The organism is Streptomyces sp. NPDC059582 (assembly GCF_042735715.1).
GTDB lineage: Bacteria > Actinomycetota > Actinomycetes > Streptomycetales > Streptomycetaceae > Streptomyces.
Genome location: NZ_JBHWCC010000074.1, coordinates 18,770 through 38,197, shown reverse-complemented (window position 1 = coordinate 38,197; position 19,428 = coordinate 18,770). Strand labels below are relative to the sequence as shown.

Sequence of the window (19,428 nt, the reverse complement as noted above, 5' to 3'; positions counted from 1 at the left end):
GGCCCGGGGCTGACGGGTAATTCCCCGTACCCTTAACATGAGTGCGGGGGGGGCCGGGCCTGGTGGCCGTCCGCCCCTCGACGATGTTTCACGTGGAACCGGCGGAGTCCCGTTTTGCGATGACGTTTGCAACGCCCCAGGCCTGCACACTCCCCACACACTTTCTTGACGGAGTGCACCCACCTCGTCACACGACCGCACCCGTCCCAGTTCACACAAGGCCACGGGCCGGAACACGCCACCGCGAGCCCCACTGCCGCCACCCATGGAGCGGCTCGACGGAGGCCACTCTCCGCACATGTTTGCGCAAAGAACTGCAACGCCTTCGGATCACCCGAGTGACACACGTCACGGGACAAACGAAGGACCGGCCGGACACCCGAGAGGTGTCCGGCCGGTCCGCGTTGTGGAGCCTAGGGGAGTCGAACCCCTGACATCTGCCATGCAAAGACAGCGCTCTACCAACTGAGCTAAGGCCCCGGAAGCATGGCGTCCGACCGGAAGAACCGCCTACCGGTGGGCGCCGCAGACCAGACTACCGGGTCGCCCGGGGTATCTCGCAAAAAGATTGGGGCTCCCCGCAGACGACCACTCTCCGTAAGATGCTCGACGTGGTTCGCTACAGCGAACCGCCGTTTTTGGGGAAGCGATGGGGAGACGCAATGGACGCCGCACAACAGGAAGCGACCGCGAGAGCGCGGGACCTTCAGCGGAACTGGTACGGAGAGCCGTTGGGGGCGCTCTTCCGTAAGCTCATAGAAGATCTCGGCCTCAACCAGGCTCGTCTCGCGGGGGTGCTGGGCCTGTCCGCGCCGATGCTGTCCCAGCTGATGAGCGGTCAGCGGGCGAAGATCGGCAATCCGGCCGTGGTCCAACGGGTGCAGCTGTTGCAGGAACTGGCGGGACAGGTGGCGGACGGCAGCGTCAGCGCGGCCGAGGCGACCGAGCGGATGGACGAGATCAAGAGGTCGCAGGGGGGCTCGGTGCTCAGCAACACCACGCAGACGACCAGCAGTTCGGGTGCGCCCACGGTCAAGCGGGTGGTCCGCGAGATCCAGTCGCTGCTGCGGTCCGTGGCCGCCGCCGGCGACATAATCGAGGCCGCGGACACCCTCGCTCCGACCCACCCGGAACTGGCAGAGTTCCTCCGGGTCTACGGTGCGGGCCGCACCTCGGACGCGGTCACGCACTACCAGTCCCACCAGAGCTGAAGCCGACGGCCCCGTAACCGACGGGGGGTTCGGGACCGGGCCGGCGGAAGGCGAGGGCGCGAAGGGGGTCGCGTCACTCGCCGAAGCTCGACGCGAAGCGAGAAAGAGGACCCGCGGGAAGGGTCAAGGGCGAGAAGGGACAGGGGCAGGGGAGAAGGAGAGCAGGGGCGCGGGAGGAGTCGCCACGCTTGCCGAGGGGGAGGCAAGGGGGACACCGCAGGGGGAGGAGCAGCGCACAGCCATGGGTGAGGTCTTCGCCGGCCGGTACGAACTGGTCGACCCGATCGGACGCGGAGGGGTCGGCGCCGTCTGGCGCGCATGGGACCACCGCCGGCGCCGCTATGTGGCCGCCAAGGTCCTCCAGCAGAGCGACGCGCACTCGCTGCTGCGCTTCGTACGCGAACAGGCGCTGCGGATCGACCACCCGCATGTGCTCGCACCCGCCAGCTGGGCCGCCGACGACGACAAGGTCCTGTTCACGATGGACCTGGTCGCGGGTGGTTCGCTGGCCCATCTGATCGGCGACTACGGTCCCCTGCCCCCGGTGTTCGTCTGCACCCTGCTCGACCAGCTCCTGGCCGGCCTCGCCGCGGTGCACACGGAGGGCGTGGTACACCGCGACATCAAGCCCGCCAACATCCTGCTCGAAGCCACCGGGACGGGCCGTCCCCGGCTGCGCCTGTCCGACTTCGGCATCGCGATGCGGCTGGGCGAACCCCGCCTCACGGAGACCAACCTCGTGGTGGGAACGCCCGGTTATCTGGCACCCGAACAGATGATGGGCGCGGAGCCGGACTTCGCGGCCGATCTGTTCGCCGCAGGACTGGTGGCCCTGTATCTCCTGGAGGGCGCCAAGCCCGACGCCAAGGCCCTGGTGCAGTTCTTCACGGAACACGGGACGCCCGGGGCGCCCAAGGGCATCCCCGAGCCGCTGTGGCAGGTCGTCGCGATGCTGCTTCAACCGGACCCGCGGGCCCGGTTCCGCACGGCCACCGGAGCCCGCAAGGCGCTCGCTGCGGCCGCCGAGCTGCTTCCGGAGCCCGGCCCCGACGACGACCTGATCGAGATCTTCGACCAACTCGGCTCGCTCCCGCCCGGGTTCGGCCCGGCCGGGCCACAGTCGACGGAGCGGCCCCGGTCCCCCGAGCCGGCCCAGTCGCCCCGGCCACGACAGCCCGGCGGCGCGGACACCGGCACGCGGTCCGTCCCTCGGTCCGGTGCGCGGTCCGGCCCTCAGTCCGGCGAGCAGACCACCGACACCATCGCTCCGTGGTCCGGCACGGGCGCCGTCCCCACCGATCCACGCCTGAGCCCGACGCCGATCTCGACACCGACACCGACACCGACACCGACACCGACACCGCATGGTGCCGCACCGCAGCCCGCGTACGCCCCTCCCCCCGTCGCCTCCGGCACGCCACCCGGCCCGGCGTCCATGTCGGACACCGGCAGCTTCCATCTCCCGCCGCCCGGAACACCTGAGCCGCCCACGCCCCAGCACTCCGCACCCGCCTCCCCCCACGAGCTCGCCTACGCCCTGCACTCCTCCCCGCGCCCGTCGCGCGCTGATGCCTCTACTGCTTCATACACCGCTCAGGTCCCGCAGGTTCCGCCTCCGGCACGGGAGATGTCTCGGCACCGCGGCCGGCGCCGCCCCGGCCCACCCGCCAAGGTGGCCGTCCCGCTGCTGCTGCTCGCGCTGGCCTGCTACGCCGTGGGGTTCTGGGCGTTGACCCGCATCTGAGCGTCCCGGCGCCGGGCCGTCACCGTCCACACCCCGAGCACCAGCAGCAGCGCGCTGCCCGTGCCGATCCCGCCCACGGCGACCGCCCTCAGCGCGGTGTCCCCCTCCGCGGCTCCGCCCCCGGCCGCCCGGTCTGCCGCCGTGACGTCGAAGACACCACGCGGCGCGGACTGCCCCGCGTACCCGGGAGCGGACTCCCCCGCGCCGCCGACCCGCACCCGCAGCGTCAGCCCGAACGGGCCCGCGCCGAACGGTTCGGCCACCTGTGCCGCGAGATGCACCACCAGGTAGTACGAGCCGGCGAACCGCATGGTGCTCACGGCGTCGGTGAGGTCGTAGCGGTTGGCGTACCTGACCGGCGGCACGGGGGCGAGCGCGACCGACTTCCGGCTGCCGTCGTAGTTGGTGGCCGCGTCCTCGACGTGGGCGTGCACCGGGTTGTAGAGCGACATCACCAGGGCGCCCACCGCGTAGCCGCTGCCCTCGCTCGCGCTTCCCAGATCGACGGTGGCGGACAGCTGTCGGCCCCAGTCGACGGGCACCCGGTAGAAGAGGGTCTGTCCTGGCACGATGTCGGCGCGCCACACGCCCTGCCGAACGGTGGCCGCCGTACCGAAGCCCGCGCCGCCCGCACGGTCCCGCGGCTCGTCCCCGAGGGGGGCGGGGGAGGCGGAGTTCCACACCTCGGGCGCACTGCTCGCGCCGGTCTTCGCCAGCCGTGGCTCCGCGAACGCGGCCAGCTCCAGGTCCCAGTCCCGCGGTCCGGAGCCCTTCGTACCGAGCCGCTCGACGACCACGTAGTAGGTGCCCGCCTGCCGGCACAGGGTCCTGGCCGGGGACGCCTCACGCGCGCCCCACGCCGCGATGGGATGCGGGCTGCGGGAGGCTCCGAAGATCGTCGAGTCGGACGAGCAGGTGTGGCTGTCGGCGTCCTGCACGGACACCCTGATGCCGTCGACGGCGGCGATGTCCGCGTCAGGGGCGGGAACGGCGGTGGCGGCGACGTACGCGCTCGACGTGGCGTCGAGTTCGAGGCGGTAGTAGATCTTGCCGCTCGCGGGGAGGGCACTCCGGTACGTCCCGCCGGGGTCCAGGCGGGACGCGTCGGCGGTGCCGGTCGCGCCCGGGACGGTCCGGGCGTCGGGGGCGAAAGCGTAGCCGGGAGCCGCGGCCACCGAGGCTACCGAGGCCGCCGCCGAAGCCGCAGACCGTGCCGAGGCTACCGAGGCCGCCGCCGAAGCCGCAGACCGTGCCGAGGCGGCTGAGGACGCGGGCGACGCGGCGGCGGTGGCCGCCTGTGCCGGCCCGGCCGCCGCGACGGTCCACAACACCGCTCCCACGGCAACCGCACGCATCACCGGTGTGGCCGGTCGCGGCCGTACCGCGCGTGCGGTCGGTGTCTCGGGTGCCGTCGGTGCCGTCGATGACGCTGCTGCCACAGGACGACTTCGTCGGGCCGCGCCATGCCACCACGCCGTCGTACGCCACCCCATCACGCCCCCCATCACGTGCCCCCTCGCCACCCGCCGAACCGGAACGTGGCCCATCCTGCCCCGCCGGGTGGCGCGCCATCCGGCCATTGCGCGCGAGCGGCCGAAACGCGAGGCCGCGGGCAACACAAAACCCCGACCGCGAGGGCGGTCGGGGTCTGTTCAGAATCCGGTGTCGGGACTCACGAACCCGTGGGCACGGAGTCGGTCGCCTCCGTCCACAGATCCTGCTCGGCGCGATCCGCCTGGATCTGGCGGTACACGAGGAGCCCGCCGATGGCGGCCAGTGCGACCAGGAGAAGCTTCTTCACCGCGCGACCTCGTCTTTCCTTGACGTAGGGGACCTCTGGCGCCCGACTATACACACCGACCGATATCGATCGGTGACCTGCGTCGGGGCCCTCAACTGCCTCCCGGGAGAGCGCAGTAGAAGCGGTCGGAACGCAGGACCGCTGTTCCGATCGGAGGGTGATCACACCCCTACGGAGAGCGAAATTTTGCACCACCCCCTCCACTTCCGCAACTTTTCGCCGCTCTCCACCGCCCTTCGACCCTCATGCACCCATTCGTGTGGTGTTCATCGGAAGATCGACGCGCCATGGGCGTCGGTCCACCACTTCGCGACGGCCATACACATCATGAGGAAAGTACGCAAATCGCCCGACCCGAAAGTGAGGGGCCATGGCCCGCAACCAGGCCACGAAGCTGTGGACCGCCATCGTCACCGCCTTCCTCGCGCTGTGCACGGCGCTCGGACTCATCACGACGACCGCCACGACGGCGGTAGCCCGGACCGAGCCGACACGCAACAGCAGCGCCCCGCACACGACGGTTCCGGCCCCTGCTCCCTGGCTCTGGTCCCATGCACGGTCCCTGCCCCCCACGATGAAGCAGCGCATCCGTGCCGAGGCCCACGGCAAGTCCCCGAGTTGTCGTCACCGCCCGACCACGGAGACGGAGGCGACCGAGTCGGCCCCGTCCGTCTGCGACCCCCTCGCCCCGGACGAACCACCCGCGTCCCTCCAGCACTGACGGCGCAGCCGGCGAACTTGCGTACGGCGCCTGCGAGAAAGCGCGAGGCCTTCGACCTGACCGGGTCGAAGGCCTCTTTCGCGTGCCGGCACCTCAGCGCGGGATCAGCTCCCGCAAGTCGGCGAACAGGCGGTCGTGGGCGGCCGCCGCGGCCGGGTCGGTGAGGTCCATGCCCTGGATGAAGCCGTGGACGAGTCCGGGTTCGACCCGGTGGCGAACCGGCACACCGGCCTGCGCGAGGCGATGGGCGTAGGCCCCGCCCTCGTCGCGCAGCGCGTCGTGCTCGGCGGTGACGATCAGGGCGGCGGGCAGTCCTGACAGATCGTCGGCGTGCAGCGGGGAGGCGGCCCGGCGCTCGGCGGGGTCCGGGACGAACTCCTCGACGAACACGGCGAGCGCGTCCGCGTCCAGGCCGTATCCCGTGCCCTTCTCGGCGATGGAGGGGTGGGCAAGCGTCAGATCGGTGTTCGGGCAGATCAGGGCCTGGACCGCGGGCAGCGGGCCGCCTTCGGCGCGTAGCGCGAGACACGCCGCGGCGGCGAGGAACCCGCCCGCGCTGTCGCCGGCCACGGCGTCGGGCCGCACCTGGCGCAGGACCGCGGCGGCGTCCTCGACGGCGGCCGGGTAGCGGTGCTCGGGGGCCAGCCGGTAATCGACCGCGACCACGTCCAGATCGCACTCCTGGGCGATACGGCGGCAGGTGCGGTCGTGGGTGTCGAGGTCGCCGAGGACGAACCCGCCACCGTGCAGGAACACCAGCAGCGGGCGCGGCCCGTCACCGGGGCGGTAGCGGCGCACGGGGACGCGCCGGTCTCCGGAGGGAACGAAGGTGTCCTCCACCTGCGGGAGTTCGGGACCCCTGGGGCGAACGGCACGCCGCTCACGCACGCCGGCCCGCAGCCGGACGACCAGCTCTTGGGGCGCGGACGGCGACTCGGGCACGGACATCGACATGGCCTCATCCTGCCGGGTCCGAGAACGCCGAAGACCCCCGGCCCAAGTGGACCGGGGGTCTTCGTGCTGGTGGGGCTAACAGGATTTGAACCTGTGGCCTCATCCTTATCAGGGATGCGCTCTAACCAACTGAGCTATAGCCCCGCCGCGCTCTGCGGTGTATGTCCCGCGCGCTGACTCCTGAAGATTAGCGCACGACGCGGGCAGTCCCAAAATCGATAGCCGGGAGGCCGCCGACGGAGGTTTGGGACCGTGCCGTCGGCGAAGGTCACTCGTCCTCGGCCAGCGTCAGTTCGACGCCGCCCACGAAGCCCGCGGAGAGGTTGTAGATGAACGCGCCGAGGGTCGCCAGCGCCGTCGCGAGGACGACGTCGATGACCGCGATGATCGTGGTGAACATCAGGACGTTCGGCAGGGACAGGAACGACTGGAGGTCGAAGCCGTTCGACTCGTTCGAGCCGGTGGCCTCCGAGATGGTGCCGCCGACCGTCGAGAAGACGCCCATCGCGTCCATGACCATCCACAGCACGGCGGCGGCGACGATGGTGCAGATGCCCAGCGCGATGGAGAGCAGGAAGCTGACCTTCATCACCGACCACGGGTCGGCCTTGGCCACCCGCAGGCGCGCCTTGCGCACACGGGGCGTCGTACGGGCGCCCGTACGCGGCCGGCGCACGGCGGCGGCCGCCGGGGCGGGCGCGGGCGTCTGGTAGGCCTGCGGCGGGTGGTAGGGCCCGGCGGGCTGCTGCGGCTGGCGCTCCCCGGGCAGCGGGGATGGCGCCATCGGCTGCCCCGGCGGCTGCGCCGGGGCGGCCTGGCCCGCTCCAGCCTGGTGCTGCTGGGTCTGCGGGCCTCGGGTGTCCGTCACAGTTCCCCCCTGGGATCCATGAGTGTCAGGCGAGTGCGAGTCTGTCGCATTCGCGGCGGAGCCACGGCCGCCGTCCGTTTCCGTACCAGTGGAGGTGCCGGCCGATCCGGCGCCCGTGGCTCCGCTCACGATGACTCACTCCTCGTGCTACTCGGCCGAGGGCGCCTCGCCCTCGTCCGTGCCGGTGGTCGCGGCATCCTCGACGGTCTCGTCCACGGCCACGTCGCCGTCGACTTCCTCCGCCTCGCGTCCTGCCTCGGCGTTACGTGCGATACCGACGACGGCATCGCGCTTGCCCAGGTTGATCAGTTGGACACCCATGGTGTCACGGCCTGTCTCCCTGACCTCGCTGACTCGCGTACGAATCACACCACCGGACAGCGTGATGGCGAGGATTTCGTCGCTCTCCTCGACAATCAGCGCACCGACGAGCGATCCACGGTCCTCGACGATCTTGGCAGCCTTGATGCCGAGGCCGCCGCGGCCCTGAACGCGATACTCGTCGACAGCGGTCCGCTTCGCGTACCCGCCGTCGGTGGCAGTGAACACGAACGTACCGGGTCGAACAACATTCATCGAGAGCAGCTGGTCCTCGGCACGGAAGCTCATGCCCTTGACACCCGAGGTGGCACGGCCCATCGGACGCAGTGTGTCGTCCGAGGCGGTGAACCTGATCGATTGCGCCTTCTTGCTGATCAGCAGCAGATCGTCGTCGGCCGAGACGAGTTCGGCTCCGATCAGTTCGTCGTCGGAACCGTCCTCCCGCTCTCGCAGGTTGATGGCGATCACACCGCCGGAACGGGGCGAATCGTAATCCTTCAGAGGCGTCTTCTTGACCAGACCGCCCTTGGTGGCCAGCACCAGGTACGGCACCGCCTCGTAGTCCCGGATGGCCAGGATCTCGGCGATCGCCTCGTCCGGCTGGAAGGCCAGCAGGTTCGCCACGTGCTGGCCGCGCGCGTCCCGGCCCGCGTCGGGCAGCTCGTACGCCTTCGCGCGGTAGACGCGTCCCTTGTTCGTGAAGAACAGCAGCCAGTGGTGCGTCGTCGACACGAAGAAGTGGTCGACGATGTCGTCTTCCTTGAGCTTCGCGCCGCGTACGCCCTTGCCGCCGCGCTTCTGCGCCCGGTAGTCGTCCGCCTTGGTCCGCTTGACGTAGCCACCGCGCGTGACGGTGACGACGATGTCCTCCTCGGCGATGAGGTCCTCGATGGACATGTCGCCGTCGTAGGGCACCAGCATGGTCTTGCGGTCGTCGCCGAACTTCTCGACGATCGCGGCCAGCTCCTCGCTCACGATGCCCCGCTGGCGGACCGGAGAGGCGAGGATCGCGTTGTACTCGGTGATCTTCGCCTGGAGCTCGTCGTGCTCCTGGACGATCTTCTGGCGCTCCAGGGCGGCCAGACGGCGCAGCTGCATCTCGAGGATGGCGTTGGCCTGGATCTCGTCGATCTCCAGGAGCTCCATCAGGCCCCCGCGCGCGATCTCGACGGTGTCGCTGCGCCGGATGAGCGCGATGACCTCGTCGATGGCGTCCAGGGCCTTCAGCAGGCCACGCAGGATGTGCGCCCGCTCCTCGGCCTTGCGCAGCCGGAAGCGCGTACGGCGGACGATGACCTCGATCTGGTGCGTCACCCAGTGCCGGATGAACGCGTCCAGCGAGAGGGTGCGCGGGACGCCGTCGACGAGCGCCAGCATGTTGGCGCCGAAGTTCGTCTGAAGGTCCGTGTGCTTGTAGAGGTTGTTCAGGACGACCTTGGCGACCGCGTCGCGCTTGAGCACGATGACCAGCCGCTGACCCGTACGGGACGACGTCTCGTCGCGCACGTCGGCGATACCGCCGACCTTGCCGTCCTTCACCAGGTCGGCGATCTTCTGCGCGAGGTTGTCGGGGTTGACCTGGTACGGCAGCTCCGTGACGACCAGACACTGGCGGTTCTGGATCTCCTCGACCTCGACGACCGCCCGCATGGTGATCGAGCCGCGGCCCGTGCGGTAGGCCTCCTCGATGCCCTTGCGGCCCACCACGAGGGCGCCGGTCGGGAAGTCGGGGCCCTTGATGCGCTCGATGAGCGCGTCCAGCAGCTCCTCGTGGCTCGCTTCCGGGTTCTCCAGGCACCACTGGGCGCCGGCCGCGACCTCGCGCAGGTTGTGCGACGGGATGTTCGTCGCCATGCCGACCGCGATACCGGCCGAGCCGTTGATCAGCAGGTTCGGGAAACGCGCGGGCAGGACGGTCGGCTCCTGGGAGCGGCCGTCGTAGTTGTCCGTGAAGTCGACGGTCTCCTCGTCGATGTCGCGGACCATCTCCATCGACAGCGGCGCCATCTTGCACTCGGTGTAGCGCATGGCGGCCGCCGGGTCGTTGCCCGGGGAGCCGAAGTTGCCGTTGGAGTCCACGAGCGGCATCCGCATCGACCACGGCTGCGCGAGGCGGACCAGCGCGTCGTAGATCGAGGAGTCGCCGTGCGGGTGGTAGTTGCCCATGACGTCGCCGACGACGCGGGCGCACTTGTAGAAGCCGCGCTCGGGACGGTAGCCGCCGTCGTACATGGCGTAGAGCACGCGGCGGTGGACGGGCTTGAGGCCGTCCCGGACGTCGGGCAGCGCGCGGGACACGATGACGGACATCGCGTAGTCGAGGTAGGAGCGCTGCATCTCCGTCTCGAGCCCGACGGGCTCGACGCGGAGAACGATCTCGCCGCCCTCTTCAGGCGTGACGGGCGTGTTTTCGTCGGTCATTGCTGGTGAGGATCCTTCCTGGTGCGGTCAGCTGAGACCGACTCAGATGTCGAGGAAGCGGACGTCCTTGGCATTGCGCTGGATGAACTGGCGTCGGGCCTCGACGTCCTCGCCCATCAGGACCGAGAACAGGTCGTCGGCCTGGGCGGCGTCGTCCAGGGTGACCTGGCCGAGGACGCGGTGCTCCTGGTCCATCGTGGTGATACGCAGCTCCTCGGCGTTCATCTCGCCGAGACCCTTGAAGCGCTGGATCGAGTCCTCCCGGACGCGCTTGCCGCGCTGCCGGCCGAGCTCGATCAGCGCGTCGCGCTCACGGTCGGAGTACGCGTACTCCGCGTCCTCCCGGCCCCACTTGATCTTGTAGAGCGGAGGACGGGAGAGGAACACGTGGCCCGCCTCGACCAGCGGCCGCATGAAGCGGAACAGGAACGTCAGCAGCAGGGTGTTGATGTGCTGGCCGTCGACGTCGGCGTCCGCCATCAGGATGATCTTGTGATAGCGGAGCTTGGAGATGTCGAAGTCCTCGTGCACGCCCGTGCCGAAGGCGGAGATCAGCGCCTGGATCTCCTGGTTCTGCAGGATCTTGTCGATCCTGGCCTTCTCCACATTGAGGATCTTGCCGCGGATCGGGAGGATCGCCTGGTACTGCGGGTTGCGGCCGGACTTGGCCGAGCCACCGGCGGAGTCACCCTCGACGATGAAGATCTCGCACTTGATGGGGTCGTTCGACTGGCAGTCGGAGAGCTTGCCCGGCAGGGAGGCCGACTCCAGCAGGCCCTTGCGGCGGGTGAGGTCGCGGGCCTTGCGGGCCGCCACGCGCGCGGTGGCCGCCTGGATGCCCTTGCGGACGATGTCCGCCGCCTCGACCGGGTTGCGGTCGAGCCAGTCGTTGAGGTGCTCGTAGACCGCCTTCTGGACGAAGGTCTTCGCCTCCGTGTTGCCCAGCTTGGTCTTGGTCTGGCCCTCGAACTGGGGCTCGCTCAGCTTGACGGAGATGATCGCGGTCAGACCCTCGCGGATGTCGTCGCCCGTGAGGTTGTCGTCCTTCTCGCGCAGCAGCTTCTTGTCGCGCGCGTACTTGTTGACCAGGTTCGTCAGCGCCGCGCGGAAGCCCTCTTCGTGCGTACCGCCCTCGTGCGTGTGGATGATGTTGGCGAAGGAGTACACGCCCTCGCTGTAACCGCTGTTCCACTGCATCGCGACTTCGAGGGAGAGGCTCTTCTCCTTGTCCTCGGCCTCGAGGTCGATCACGGTGGGGTGCACCGCCTCTCCCTTGCGGGAGTTGAGGTACTTCACGAAGTCGACGATGCCGCCTTCGTAGTGGTACGTGACGGTCTTGACCTCGTCCTTCTCGTCCGCCCCCGCCTCGTCCGCCCCGGCCGTGGCCTTCGCCGAGTCGCGCTCGTCCGTGAGTTTGATCGTCAAACCCTTGTTGAGGAACGCCATCTCCTGGAAACGCCGGGAGAGCGTCTCGAAGGAGTACTCGGTGGTCTCGAAGATGTCCGAGTCCGCCCAGAAGGTGACCGAGGTGCCGGTCTCCTGCGTGGCCTCGTGCTTGACCAGCGGAGCCGTCGGCACGCCCATCTTGTAGTCCTGCGTCCAGCGGTGGCCGTCCGTCTTGACCTCGACGGAGACCTTGCTGGACAGGGCGTTCACGACCGAGACGCCGACACCGTGCAGACCGCCGGAGACCGCGTAGCCCCCGCCGCCGAACTTGCCGCCCGCGTGCAGCACGGTCAGCACGACCTCGAGGGCCGGCTTGCCCTCGGAGGCGACGATGCCCACCGGGATGCCGCGGCCGTTGTCGATCACACGGACGCCACCGTCGGCGAGAATCGTCACGTCGATCGTGTCCGCGTGCCCGGCCAAGGCCTCGTCGACGGAGTTGTCGACGACCTCGTACACGAGGTGGTGCAGACCGCGCTCGCCGGTCGAGCCGATGTACATACCGGGTCGCTTGCGGACCGCGTCCAGACCCTCGAGGACGGTGATGGCGCTGGCGTCGTACGAGGCGGTGACCTCGCTGTTCGAGGTCTTGGCCACGTGGTTCGCGCCTTCGTCGGTGGACGGGATGTTCTCGTTGGGGTTGCCGGAATCGGCCACGAAGCGCCCTTTCTGGCACAGCACCAGCCAGGCTCGTCGGCAGGTTGCCGGAGCGGCTGCGGCATGTTGCGTTGGTAAGCCTTGATCAGCGTTGCTCAGCTTCTCCCGGGCGGTCCCCACGTCGGGGGCGGGATTGGCTTCCAGTCTACCGGTAGCGCCGACACTGATGGGGGTTTGCCGGTACCTGAGTCCGCATGTGCCGCCCTGAACCGGTCTCTTCCGGGTCCCGATATGCGGATGGGGGCTCCGAGAGGCTCACGGAGGCACTCAGCGCTTCGAGGTGTCAACCCTTGACTACTCCGGGGTCAGATCACGATTCGCAACCGCGTGCGGTCGTACCGCGTGGTCGCCGCGCCCCTGCGCGACGTGAGGTACATCACCCCACGTCGACCTGCCTCCAAGGCTTCAGGTCACCCGTAGGTGTCGCCGGGCCCGGTGCTGCCCGGAGCGCGCAAGGGGCCGTAGCGACGCGTGGGGCCACTGGGGCCGTACACCTTGATCAGCTTCACCGCGCCGTGGCCGAGGTCCTCGTTCAGCCGGGCCACCAGCGTCGGGGCGAGCAGGCGGAGGTTGGTCGCCCAGGCGGTGGAGTCGCAGCGCACCACCAGGTCGCGTTCGTCCTCGTCGTACTTCTCCGGCACGCAGTGCTTGGCCACGTCCTCGCCAACGATCTCCGGCCAGCGGCCCATCACCCCGCCGACCGCGGCGGGCGTCTCCCAGCCGCGCTCGGTCAGCAGCCGGTTGATCGCGGAGCCGAGGGCCATGGGGTCACGCCGGTCGGCGCGCGCCCCGGAGCGCAGACCGCCGCCGCGGCGCGCCTGCTTCTTCTGCTGCGCCGCGTCCCCACGCGCGCGTGCCTGTTCCCGCGCCGCCCGCAGCGCCACGCGCGCGAGATCCACGCCGGAGGGTTCGGGCGCCGTACCGGAGGTTTCCGCGGGTGCCTTCTCGCGGGCCGGTTCCTCGGCGCTCATACGCGTTCCACCGTCCCGTCGGACACGGTGTACCGCGCACCCGCCAGCACGTGCGGTACGTCGTCGTCCACCGCGGCCGTCACCAGGACCTGCTCACCGGGCGCGACCAGCTCGGCCAGTCGCTCCCGACGGCGGACGTCGAGCTCGGCGAAGACGTCGTCCAGGATCAGCACGGGCTCGTTGCCCTCGGCCCGCAGCAGGTCGTACGACGCAAGGCGCAGCGCCAGCGCGTAGGACCAGGACTCGCCGTGCGAGGCGTACCCCTTGGCGGGCAGCTGACCGAGCTTCAGCACCGCGTCGTCGCGGTGCGGCCCCACGAGGGTGACGCCCCGCTCGATCTCCTGCTTGCGGGCCTCGGCGAGGGCGGCCGTCAGCTGGTCGTGGAGCTCCTCGCGGGTGTGGCCGGTGATGCCGGGCGCGGACGGCTTGTACTCCACGGCGACCGGTCCGCCGCCCGGCGCCAACTGCTCGTACGCCTTGTCGGCGAGCGGCTGGATCGCGGCGAGCAGGTCGAGCCGCTGGGCGAGCAGCTCGGCACCCACGCGCGCGAGGTGCTGGTCCCAGACGTCGAGCGTGGACAGGTCCATGGTGCGGCCGCCGTGGCGGCGGGCCAGCGCGGCCGACTTCAGGAGGGTGTTGCGCTGCTTGAGGACCCGCTCGTAGTCGGAGCGCACGCCGGCCATGCGCGGAGAGCGCGCGGTGATCAGCTCGTCGAGGAAGCGACGCCGCTCGCCGGGGTCGCCCTTGACCAGGGCGAGGTCCTCGGGGGCGAACAGCACCGTCCGGACGATCCCCAGCACGTCACGGGGTCTGACCTGCGAGGACCTGTTGATGCGGGCGCGGTTGGCCTTGCCGGGGTTGAGTTCGAGCTCGACCAGTTGCTGCCGCTCGCCCTGCTTGACCTGCGCCCGGATGATCGCGCGGTCGGCGCCCATGCGGACCAGGGGGGCGTCGGAGGCGACGCGGTGGCTGCCCAGGGTGGCCAGATAGCCGACGGCCTCGACGAGGTTCGTCTTGCCCTGGCCGTTGGGGCCGACGAAGGCCGTGACGCCCGGGTCGAGCGGGACCTCGACCCGGGCGTACGAGCGGAAGTCGGCCAGCGACAGATGCGTGACGTGCATGGTCGTGAACCGACCTCCCCCAGATGTTTCGGGTGCTGGTTACTACTTCTCGGCTACTTCTTCTCGACCGCGTGACCGCCGAACTGGTTGCGCAGGGCGGCGATCATCTTCATCTGCGGCGAGTCCTCCTGGCGGGAGGCGAAGCGGGCGAACAGCGAGGCCGTGATCGCGGGCAGCGGCACGGCGTTGTCTATCGCGGCCTCCACGGTCCACCGGCCCTCGCCGGAGTCCTGTGCGAAGCCCTTCAGCTGCTCCAGGTGCTCGTCGTCGTCGAGGGCGTTCACCGCGAGGTCGAGCAGCCAGGAACGGATGACCGTGCCCTCCTGCCAGGAACGGAAGACCTCGCGCACGTCCGTGACGGAGTCGACCTTCTCCAGGAGCTCCCAGCCCTCGGCATAGGCCTGCATCATGGCGTACTCGATGCCGTTGTGGACCATCTTCGCGAAGTGGCCCGCACCGACCTTGCCGGCGTGCACCGAGCCGAACGAACCCTCGGGCTTGAGGGCGTCGAAGACCGGCTGCACCTTGGCGACGTTCTCGGCGTCGCCGCCGTACATCAGCGCGTAGCCGTTCTCCAGGCCCCAGACGCCGCCGGAGACACCGCAGTCGACGAAGCCGATGCCCTTGGCCGCCAACTCCTGCGCGTGCTTCTCGTCGTCCGTCCAGCGGGAGTTCCCGCCGTCGACCACGACGTCACCGGGCTCCAGCAGTTCGCCCAGTTCGTCGATCGTGGACTGGGTCGCGGCACCGGCCGGAACCATCACCCAGACCACGCGCGGGCCGGGGAGCTTGCCCACAAGCTCCTCCAGGCTGTGCACATCGGCGAGGTCGGGGTTGCGGTCGTATCCGATGACGGTGTGGCCTGCGCGGCGGATCCGCTCGCGCATGTTGCCGCCCATCTTGCCGAGGCCGACGAGACCGAGCTCCATCAGTTGTTCCTTAGGTTGCTGTGTGCGTGAGGGGGCACTTTCGTACCCGCGTCCGAGCCTAAACCCGGACGGTCGCGCACACCTGTGGGCATACCCGCTCAAACGTACGCCCTCACCTGCGGCTTCGTTCGCGACCCCCAGGTTCTCCACCGGGGGCCACGAACGCTGTGGACAACGGTCAGCCGCTGAGCCGCACCGGCATGATCAGGTACTTGTAGGCGTCGTCCGCCTCGGCGTCCACCGCCGGCTTGCCGCTGAGCAGCGCGGGCTTGGTGGACGTCGTGAACGACAGCTGGGCCACCGGGGAGTCGATGGCGCTCAGGCCGTCGAGCAGGAAGGTCGGGTTGAAGGCGATGGAGATGTCGTCGCCCTCGAGCTGGGCGTCGACCCTTTCCACAGCCTGTGCGTCGTCGCTGGAACCGGCTTCCAGGATGAGCACGCCCTGCTCGAAGCTGAGCCGCACCGGGGTATTGCGCTCGGCGACCAGGGCCACGCGCTTGACGGCCTCCACGAAGGGGGCGGTCTCGATGACGGCCACGCTGTTGAACTCGGTCGGGAACAGCGTGCGGTACTTCGGGAGGTCGCCCTCCAGGAGGCGGGTCGTCGTGCGACGCCCGGCGCCCTCGAAACCGATCAGGCCCTCGCCCGCGCCCGAACCGGACAGCGCCAGGATGACGCTGTCGCCGCTCGTGAGCGCCTTGGCGGTGTCCAGGAGCGTCTTGGCGGGCACCAGGGCGACCGCGGACGCCTCCGGGTTCTCCGGCTTCCACAGGAACTCACGGACCGCGAAGCGGTAGCGGTCGGTGGAGGCCAGGGTGACGGTGTCGCCCTCGATCTCGATGCGCACACCGGTGAGCACCGGGAGCGTGTCGTCACGGCCGGCCGCGATGGCCACCTGCTGCACGGCGGAGGCGAAGACCTCGCCGGGGACGGTGCCCGTCGCGTTCGGCATCTGGGGCAGTGCCGGGTACTCCTCCACAGGCAGTGTGTGGAGGGTGAACCGCGAGGAGCCGCAGACCACCGTCGCCCGTACACCGTCTGTGGAGATCTCCACCGGCCGGTTGGGCAGGGCACGGCAGATGTCGGCGAGCAGGCGGCCGGAGACGAGCACCGTGCCCTCCTCCTCGACCTCGGCCTCCACCGACACGCGTGCGGACACCTCGTAGTCGAAGCCGGACAGGCTCAGCTGGCCGTCCTCGGCCTTCAGCAGCAGGCCGGCGAGGACCGGCGCCGGCGGACGGGCCGGGAGGCTGCGCGCCGCCCAGGCCACGGCCTCCGCGAGTACGTCGCGTTCCACCCGGATCTTCACTGTTGCCGCCTCCTGCTGTTGCCGGCGCTTCTCGCCCTGCCTGGCCTTCGTCGTCTGTCTCGGTGTCGTCGGCCCCTGTGACGGGAAGGACACCGGGGAACAGTCTGACGCACGGCACTGACAGTAGGTGCCGCTCGGGGTCAAGTCGTGACGAGGGGCAGCCGGGCGTCGAGGAGCGAGTTGTGCACAGGACCCCCTTCTAAACGGATTCTTCGCTCTCTCTAGTCGGGAGTAGTAGTAGGGGCTGTGGATACCGTGGATAACCCTGTTTTCCCAGCTCAGAGGCAAGATTTTGTCCACGGGCCCTGTGGGCGACGGCGGTGGACAACTCGGGGTTTCTGTGGAGAACAGAAAGTTCTGCACACCCCATGCACAGGGCGGGGCGACTTCTCCCCAGCACCGTCCCCAGCTTTACCCACCTTTCCCACAGGCCAACCCGGCACCTTCGTGTGACGCCTTTCACTCGACCCGGTGAGGAGGCGCGTCGCGTTGCCGAACAGTGGACAGCCATGTGGAGAAGCCCGGGATCGCTGGGGACAACCGGCCCGGACCTGTGGGTTGGCGGTGGACAACTCCGTGCACAGCTTGTGGACCATCTCGTTGTCCACAAGCTGTGGAGATCCTTCGTCCACGAATCCACAACCACTTGACCTGGTCTGATGGTCCTTCAACAGGGTTGCCTGTGGACACGATCTGGACAACTCCGCAGTCCCCAGGATGTGGACGGGAGAAAGTCACCAAATCTGTGGAGAGTGGCCGTAACCCGGCAGGTAATCGAACAGCTGGTGACCTCGGGATGGCGGGGCAGGCGCCCGGAACGACGGAGGGCGCCCCCGGGATCTGGTCCCTGGGGCGCCCTCGTCGAGGTGTCCGCGGCGCTGTCGGCCGCCCGCTCAGCCGTTCTTGATGCGGTTGGTCAGCTCGGTCACCTGGTTGTAGATGGAGCGTCGCTCGGCCATCAGATTGCGGATCTTGCGGTCGGCGTGCATGACCGTCGTGTGGTCCCGGCCGCCGAACAGCGCGCCGATCTTCGGCAGTGAGAGGTCCGTCAGCTCACGGCACAGGTACATGGCGATCTGCCGGGCCGTCACCAGCGCGCGGCCGCGCGAGGTGCCGCACAGGTCCTCCACCGTGAGCCCGAAGTAGTCGGCGGTGGCGCCCATGATGGCCGTCGAGGTGATCTCGGGGGCCGAGTCCTCGCCCCCGGGGATGAGGTCCTTGAGGACGATCTCCGTCAGGCCCAGGTCCACCGGCTGCCGGTTGAGCGACGCGAACGCCGTCACCCGGATCAGCGCGCCCTCCAGCTCGCGGATGTTGCGCGAGATCCGGGACGCGATGAACTCCAGCACCTCCGGCGGGGCGTTGAGCTGCTCCTGCACCGCCTTCTTGCGCAGGATCGCGATACGGGTCTCCAGCTCGGGCGGCTGGACGTCGGTGATCAGGCCCCACTCGAAACGGTTCCGCAGCCGGTCCTCCAGCGTCACCAGCTGCTTGGGCGGCCGGTCGCTGGAGAGCACGATCTGCTTGTTGGCGTTGTGGAGCGTGTTGAAGGTGTGGAAGAACTCCTCCTGCGTCGACTCCTTGTCCGCGAGGAACTGGATGTCGTCGACGAGCAGGATGTCCATCTCGCGGTAGCGCTTGCGGAAGCTGTCGCCCTTGCCGTCGCGGATGGAGTTGATGAACTCATTGGTGAACTCCTCCGAGCTCACGTACCGCACGCGCGTGCCCGGGTAGAGGCTTCGCGCGTAGTGCCCGATCGCGTGCAGCAGGTGGGTCTTGCCGAGGCCCGACTCCCCATAGATGAAGAGGGGGTTGTACGCCTTCGCGGGCGCCTCGGCGACGGCGACGGCGGCCGCGTGCGCGAACCGGTTCGAGGCGCCGATGACGAAGGTGTCGAAGAGGTACTTCGGGTTCAGGCGTGCGGTGGGTTCACCGGGGCCGGCCGCCGGAGCGGGCTTCGCGGCCAGCGGGCCGGGCGCGCCGGTCGTGGGCAGGTTCGAGCCGACCGGGCCGCCGCGGTGCACGTGACCCGAACCGGCTGACGGCTCGTCGCGGCGGACGGGGTCCCGCTGGTCGTAGTCCGCGCGTGCCGACTCGTAGTCGGAGCGCTGCTGCTCGTACGACGGCCGCTCCATGGCCTGCGGGCGGTAGTCCTGCGACGGCGGCCCGTAGGTCTCGGACCCGCCGGATCCGTAGGAGTCCTGAGGGGAGGAGCCGTACGAGTCCTGCGACGGGGCGCCGTAGGAGTCACGGGACGGCGACGCGTACGGGTCGCGCTCCGGGAAGCCGAGGCGCTGCTGGTGCCAGCCGTACTCGTCCTGCGCCGGGCGCGGCCAGGCGCCGGGCTCGGGGCGCTGGTACTCGGACGGGTACGCGGGGCGGGCCGTGGGCATCTGGTCCCCGCGCGCGTGCGGACGCTGGTCGCCCTGCGCGCCGCCGGACGGGTCGGCGCGGTGGCGTCCGTAGCCCTCGTACTGACCGGAGGGGCGCTCGGGCTCCTCGTAGCGCGACTGCGGCTGGGAGGGGGGCGCCGGCGGGGACGAGGGCTCGCCGGCGGAGTCGTCGACGGTGATCGCGATGCGGATCGGACGGCCGCACTCGCGGCTCAGCGTCTCGCTGACGACCGGGGCGAGGCGCCCTTCGAGCACCCCTTTCGCGAACTCGTTCGGTACGGCGAGCAGGGCCGTGTCCGCCACCAGGGCGAGCGGCTGGCAGCGCCGGATCCAGTGCTCGTCCTTCACCTCGACGCCCTGTCCGCGACCTTCGCCCAGCAGCTGTTCGAGTACGCGTGGCCACACTGCGGCAAGATCGGCAGGTACGTCAGCCACAGGGCACGCTCTCTCACGGGTCCCACGAACGTGTGGTTGTGGGACGGGTCGGGATTCAAATCGGGTGGGGCAGGGTCAAGGGAACGAATCGGAGTTCAGCCAAGGTAGTCAGGGCGACGGGTGCGG

Annotated in this window: 14 protein-coding genes and 2 tRNA genes; 3 read left to right on the top strand and 13 right to left on the bottom strand. The window is 69.6% G+C overall.

Annotated features, from left to right (window positions below; all coding sequences use genetic code 11):
* Nucleotides 1-407: 407 nt before the first annotated feature.
* A tRNA-Ala gene (locus ACFV0T_RS38480) sits at nt 408-480 on the bottom strand.
* Between the two features lie 182 nt (nt 481-662).
* Between ACFV0T_RS38480 and ACFV0T_RS38475 the strand changes: the two genes are divergently transcribed.
* Both ACFV0T_RS38475 and ACFV0T_RS38470 read left to right on the top strand, forming a co-directional pair.
* Nucleotides 663-1,211: a helix-turn-helix domain-containing protein gene (locus ACFV0T_RS38475; RefSeq protein ID WP_385789633.1), complete on the top strand. Its 549-nt coding sequence runs from the start codon at nt 663-665 to the stop codon at nt 1,209-1,211.
* A 241-nt stretch (nt 1,212-1,452) separates the two neighbouring features.
* Entirely contained in the window at nt 1,453-2,955 is a 1,503-nt protein-coding gene (locus tag ACFV0T_RS38470; RefSeq protein ID WP_385789631.1) for a serine/threonine-protein kinase, read from the top strand.
* Here ACFV0T_RS38470 and ACFV0T_RS38465 read toward each other — a convergent pair.
* Nucleotides 2,919-4,130: a hypothetical protein gene (locus ACFV0T_RS38465; RefSeq protein ID WP_385789629.1), complete on the bottom strand. Its 1,212-nt coding sequence runs from the start codon at nt 4,128-4,130 to the stop codon at nt 2,919-2,921. The genes ACFV0T_RS38470 and ACFV0T_RS38465 overlap by 37 nt on opposite strands.
* 497 nt (nt 4,131-4,627) lie before the next feature.
* Complete coding sequence (locus ACFV0T_RS38460; RefSeq protein WP_003999697.1) at nt 4,628-4,756, bottom strand: DLW-39 family protein; 129 nt, start codon at nt 4,754-4,756, stop codon at nt 4,628-4,630.
* Nucleotides 4,757-5,126: 370 nt separating this feature from the next.
* On the opposite strand from ACFV0T_RS38460, the gene ACFV0T_RS38455 reads away from it, so the two are divergent.
* The gene (locus tag ACFV0T_RS38455) at nt 5,127-5,477 is read left to right on the top strand and encodes a DUF6344 domain-containing protein (protein ID WP_385789627.1); all 351 of its coding nucleotides are present in this window, start codon (nt 5,127-5,129) and stop codon (nt 5,475-5,477) included.
* A gap of 93 nt (nt 5,478-5,570) precedes the next feature.
* Here the strand turns inward: ACFV0T_RS38455 and ACFV0T_RS38450 are convergent, their stop codons facing one another.
* The 10 genes from ACFV0T_RS38450 to dnaA all read right to left on the bottom strand — a co-directional run bounded on the left by ACFV0T_RS38450 (nt 5,571) and on the right by dnaA (nt 19,302).
* The gene (locus tag ACFV0T_RS38450) at nt 5,571-6,431 is read right to left on the bottom strand and encodes an alpha/beta hydrolase (RefSeq protein ID WP_385789625.1); all 861 of its coding nucleotides are present in this window, start codon (nt 6,429-6,431) and stop codon (nt 5,571-5,573) included.
* A 67-nt stretch (nt 6,432-6,498) separates the two neighbouring features.
* Nucleotides 6,499-6,575, bottom strand: a tRNA-Ile gene (locus tag ACFV0T_RS38445).
* Nucleotides 6,576-6,699: 124 nt separating this feature from the next.
* The gene (locus ACFV0T_RS38440) at nt 6,700-7,428 is read right to left on the bottom strand and encodes a DUF3566 domain-containing protein (RefSeq protein ID WP_385789623.1); all 729 of its coding nucleotides are present in this window, start codon (nt 7,426-7,428) and stop codon (nt 6,700-6,702) included.
* An 18-nt stretch (nt 7,429-7,446) separates the two neighbouring features.
* The gene (gyrA, locus tag ACFV0T_RS38435) at nt 7,447-10,041 is read right to left on the bottom strand and encodes a DNA gyrase subunit A (RefSeq protein ID WP_385789621.1); all 2,595 of its coding nucleotides are present in this window, start codon (nt 10,039-10,041) and stop codon (nt 7,447-7,449) included.
* 42 nt (nt 10,042-10,083) lie between these two features.
* A complete protein-coding gene (gene gyrB, locus ACFV0T_RS38430; RefSeq protein WP_385789619.1) occupies nt 10,084-12,168 on the bottom strand; it encodes a DNA topoisomerase (ATP-hydrolyzing) subunit B in 2,085 nt (694 codons plus the stop codon).
* A gap of 386 nt (nt 12,169-12,554) precedes the next feature.
* Nucleotides 12,555-13,115, bottom strand: coding sequence for a DUF721 domain-containing protein (locus tag ACFV0T_RS38425; RefSeq protein WP_385789617.1), 561 nt, complete (start codon nt 13,113-13,115; stop codon nt 12,555-12,557).
* Nucleotides 13,112-14,236, bottom strand: coding sequence for a DNA replication/repair protein RecF (recF, locus tag ACFV0T_RS38420; protein ID WP_385789615.1), 1,125 nt, complete (start codon nt 14,234-14,236; stop codon nt 13,112-13,114). Before recF ends, ACFV0T_RS38425 begins: the two co-directional genes overlap by 4 nt.
* A 53-nt stretch (nt 14,237-14,289) precedes the next feature.
* Nucleotides 14,290-15,165, bottom strand: a complete 876-nt coding sequence (gnd, locus tag ACFV0T_RS38415) for a phosphogluconate dehydrogenase (NAD(+)-dependent, decarboxylating) (RefSeq protein WP_385789613.1) — start codon at nt 15,163-15,165, stop codon at nt 14,290-14,292.
* 178 nt (nt 15,166-15,343) lie between these two features.
* Complete coding sequence (dnaN, locus tag ACFV0T_RS38410) at nt 15,344-16,474, bottom strand: DNA polymerase III subunit beta (RefSeq protein WP_385789637.1); 1,131 nt, start codon at nt 16,472-16,474, stop codon at nt 15,344-15,346.
* Nucleotides 16,475-17,367: 893 nt separating this feature from the next.
* Nucleotides 17,368-19,302 carry a chromosomal replication initiator protein DnaA gene (gene dnaA, locus ACFV0T_RS38405; RefSeq protein WP_385789611.1) on the bottom strand — a complete coding sequence of 645 codons (1,935 nt, stop codon included), beginning with the start codon at nt 19,300-19,302 and terminating at the stop codon, nt 17,368-17,370.
* Nucleotides 19,303-19,428: the final 126 nt, after the last annotated feature.

Excerpts from the sequence above, each read along its gene's own strand:
- ACFV0T_RS38450 (WP_385789625.1), bottom strand. The coding sequence starts at position 6,431 with ATGTCGATGTCCGTGCCCGAGTCGCCGTCCGCGCCCCAAGAGCTGGTC.
- gyrA (WP_385789621.1), bottom strand. The coding sequence starts at position 10,041 with ATGACCGACGAAAACACGCCCGTCACGCCTGAAGAGGGCGGCGAGATC.
- ACFV0T_RS38455 (WP_385789627.1), top strand. The coding sequence starts at position 5,127 with ATGGCCCGCAACCAGGCCACGAAGCTGTGGACCGCCATCGTCACCGCC.
- recF (WP_385789615.1), bottom strand. The coding sequence starts at position 14,236 with ATGCACGTCACGCATCTGTCGCTGGCCGACTTCCGCTCGTACGCCCGG.
- gnd (WP_385789613.1), bottom strand. The coding sequence starts at position 15,165 with ATGGAGCTCGGTCTCGTCGGCCTCGGCAAGATGGGCGGCAACATGCGC.
- ACFV0T_RS38470 (WP_385789631.1), top strand. The coding sequence starts at position 1,453 with ATGGGTGAGGTCTTCGCCGGCCGGTACGAACTGGTCGACCCGATCGGA.
- ACFV0T_RS38475 (WP_385789633.1), top strand. The coding sequence starts at position 663 with ATGGACGCCGCACAACAGGAAGCGACCGCGAGAGCGCGGGACCTTCAG.
- ACFV0T_RS38425 (WP_385789617.1), bottom strand. The coding sequence starts at position 13,115 with ATGAGCGCCGAGGAACCGGCCCGCGAGAAGGCACCCGCGGAAACCTCC.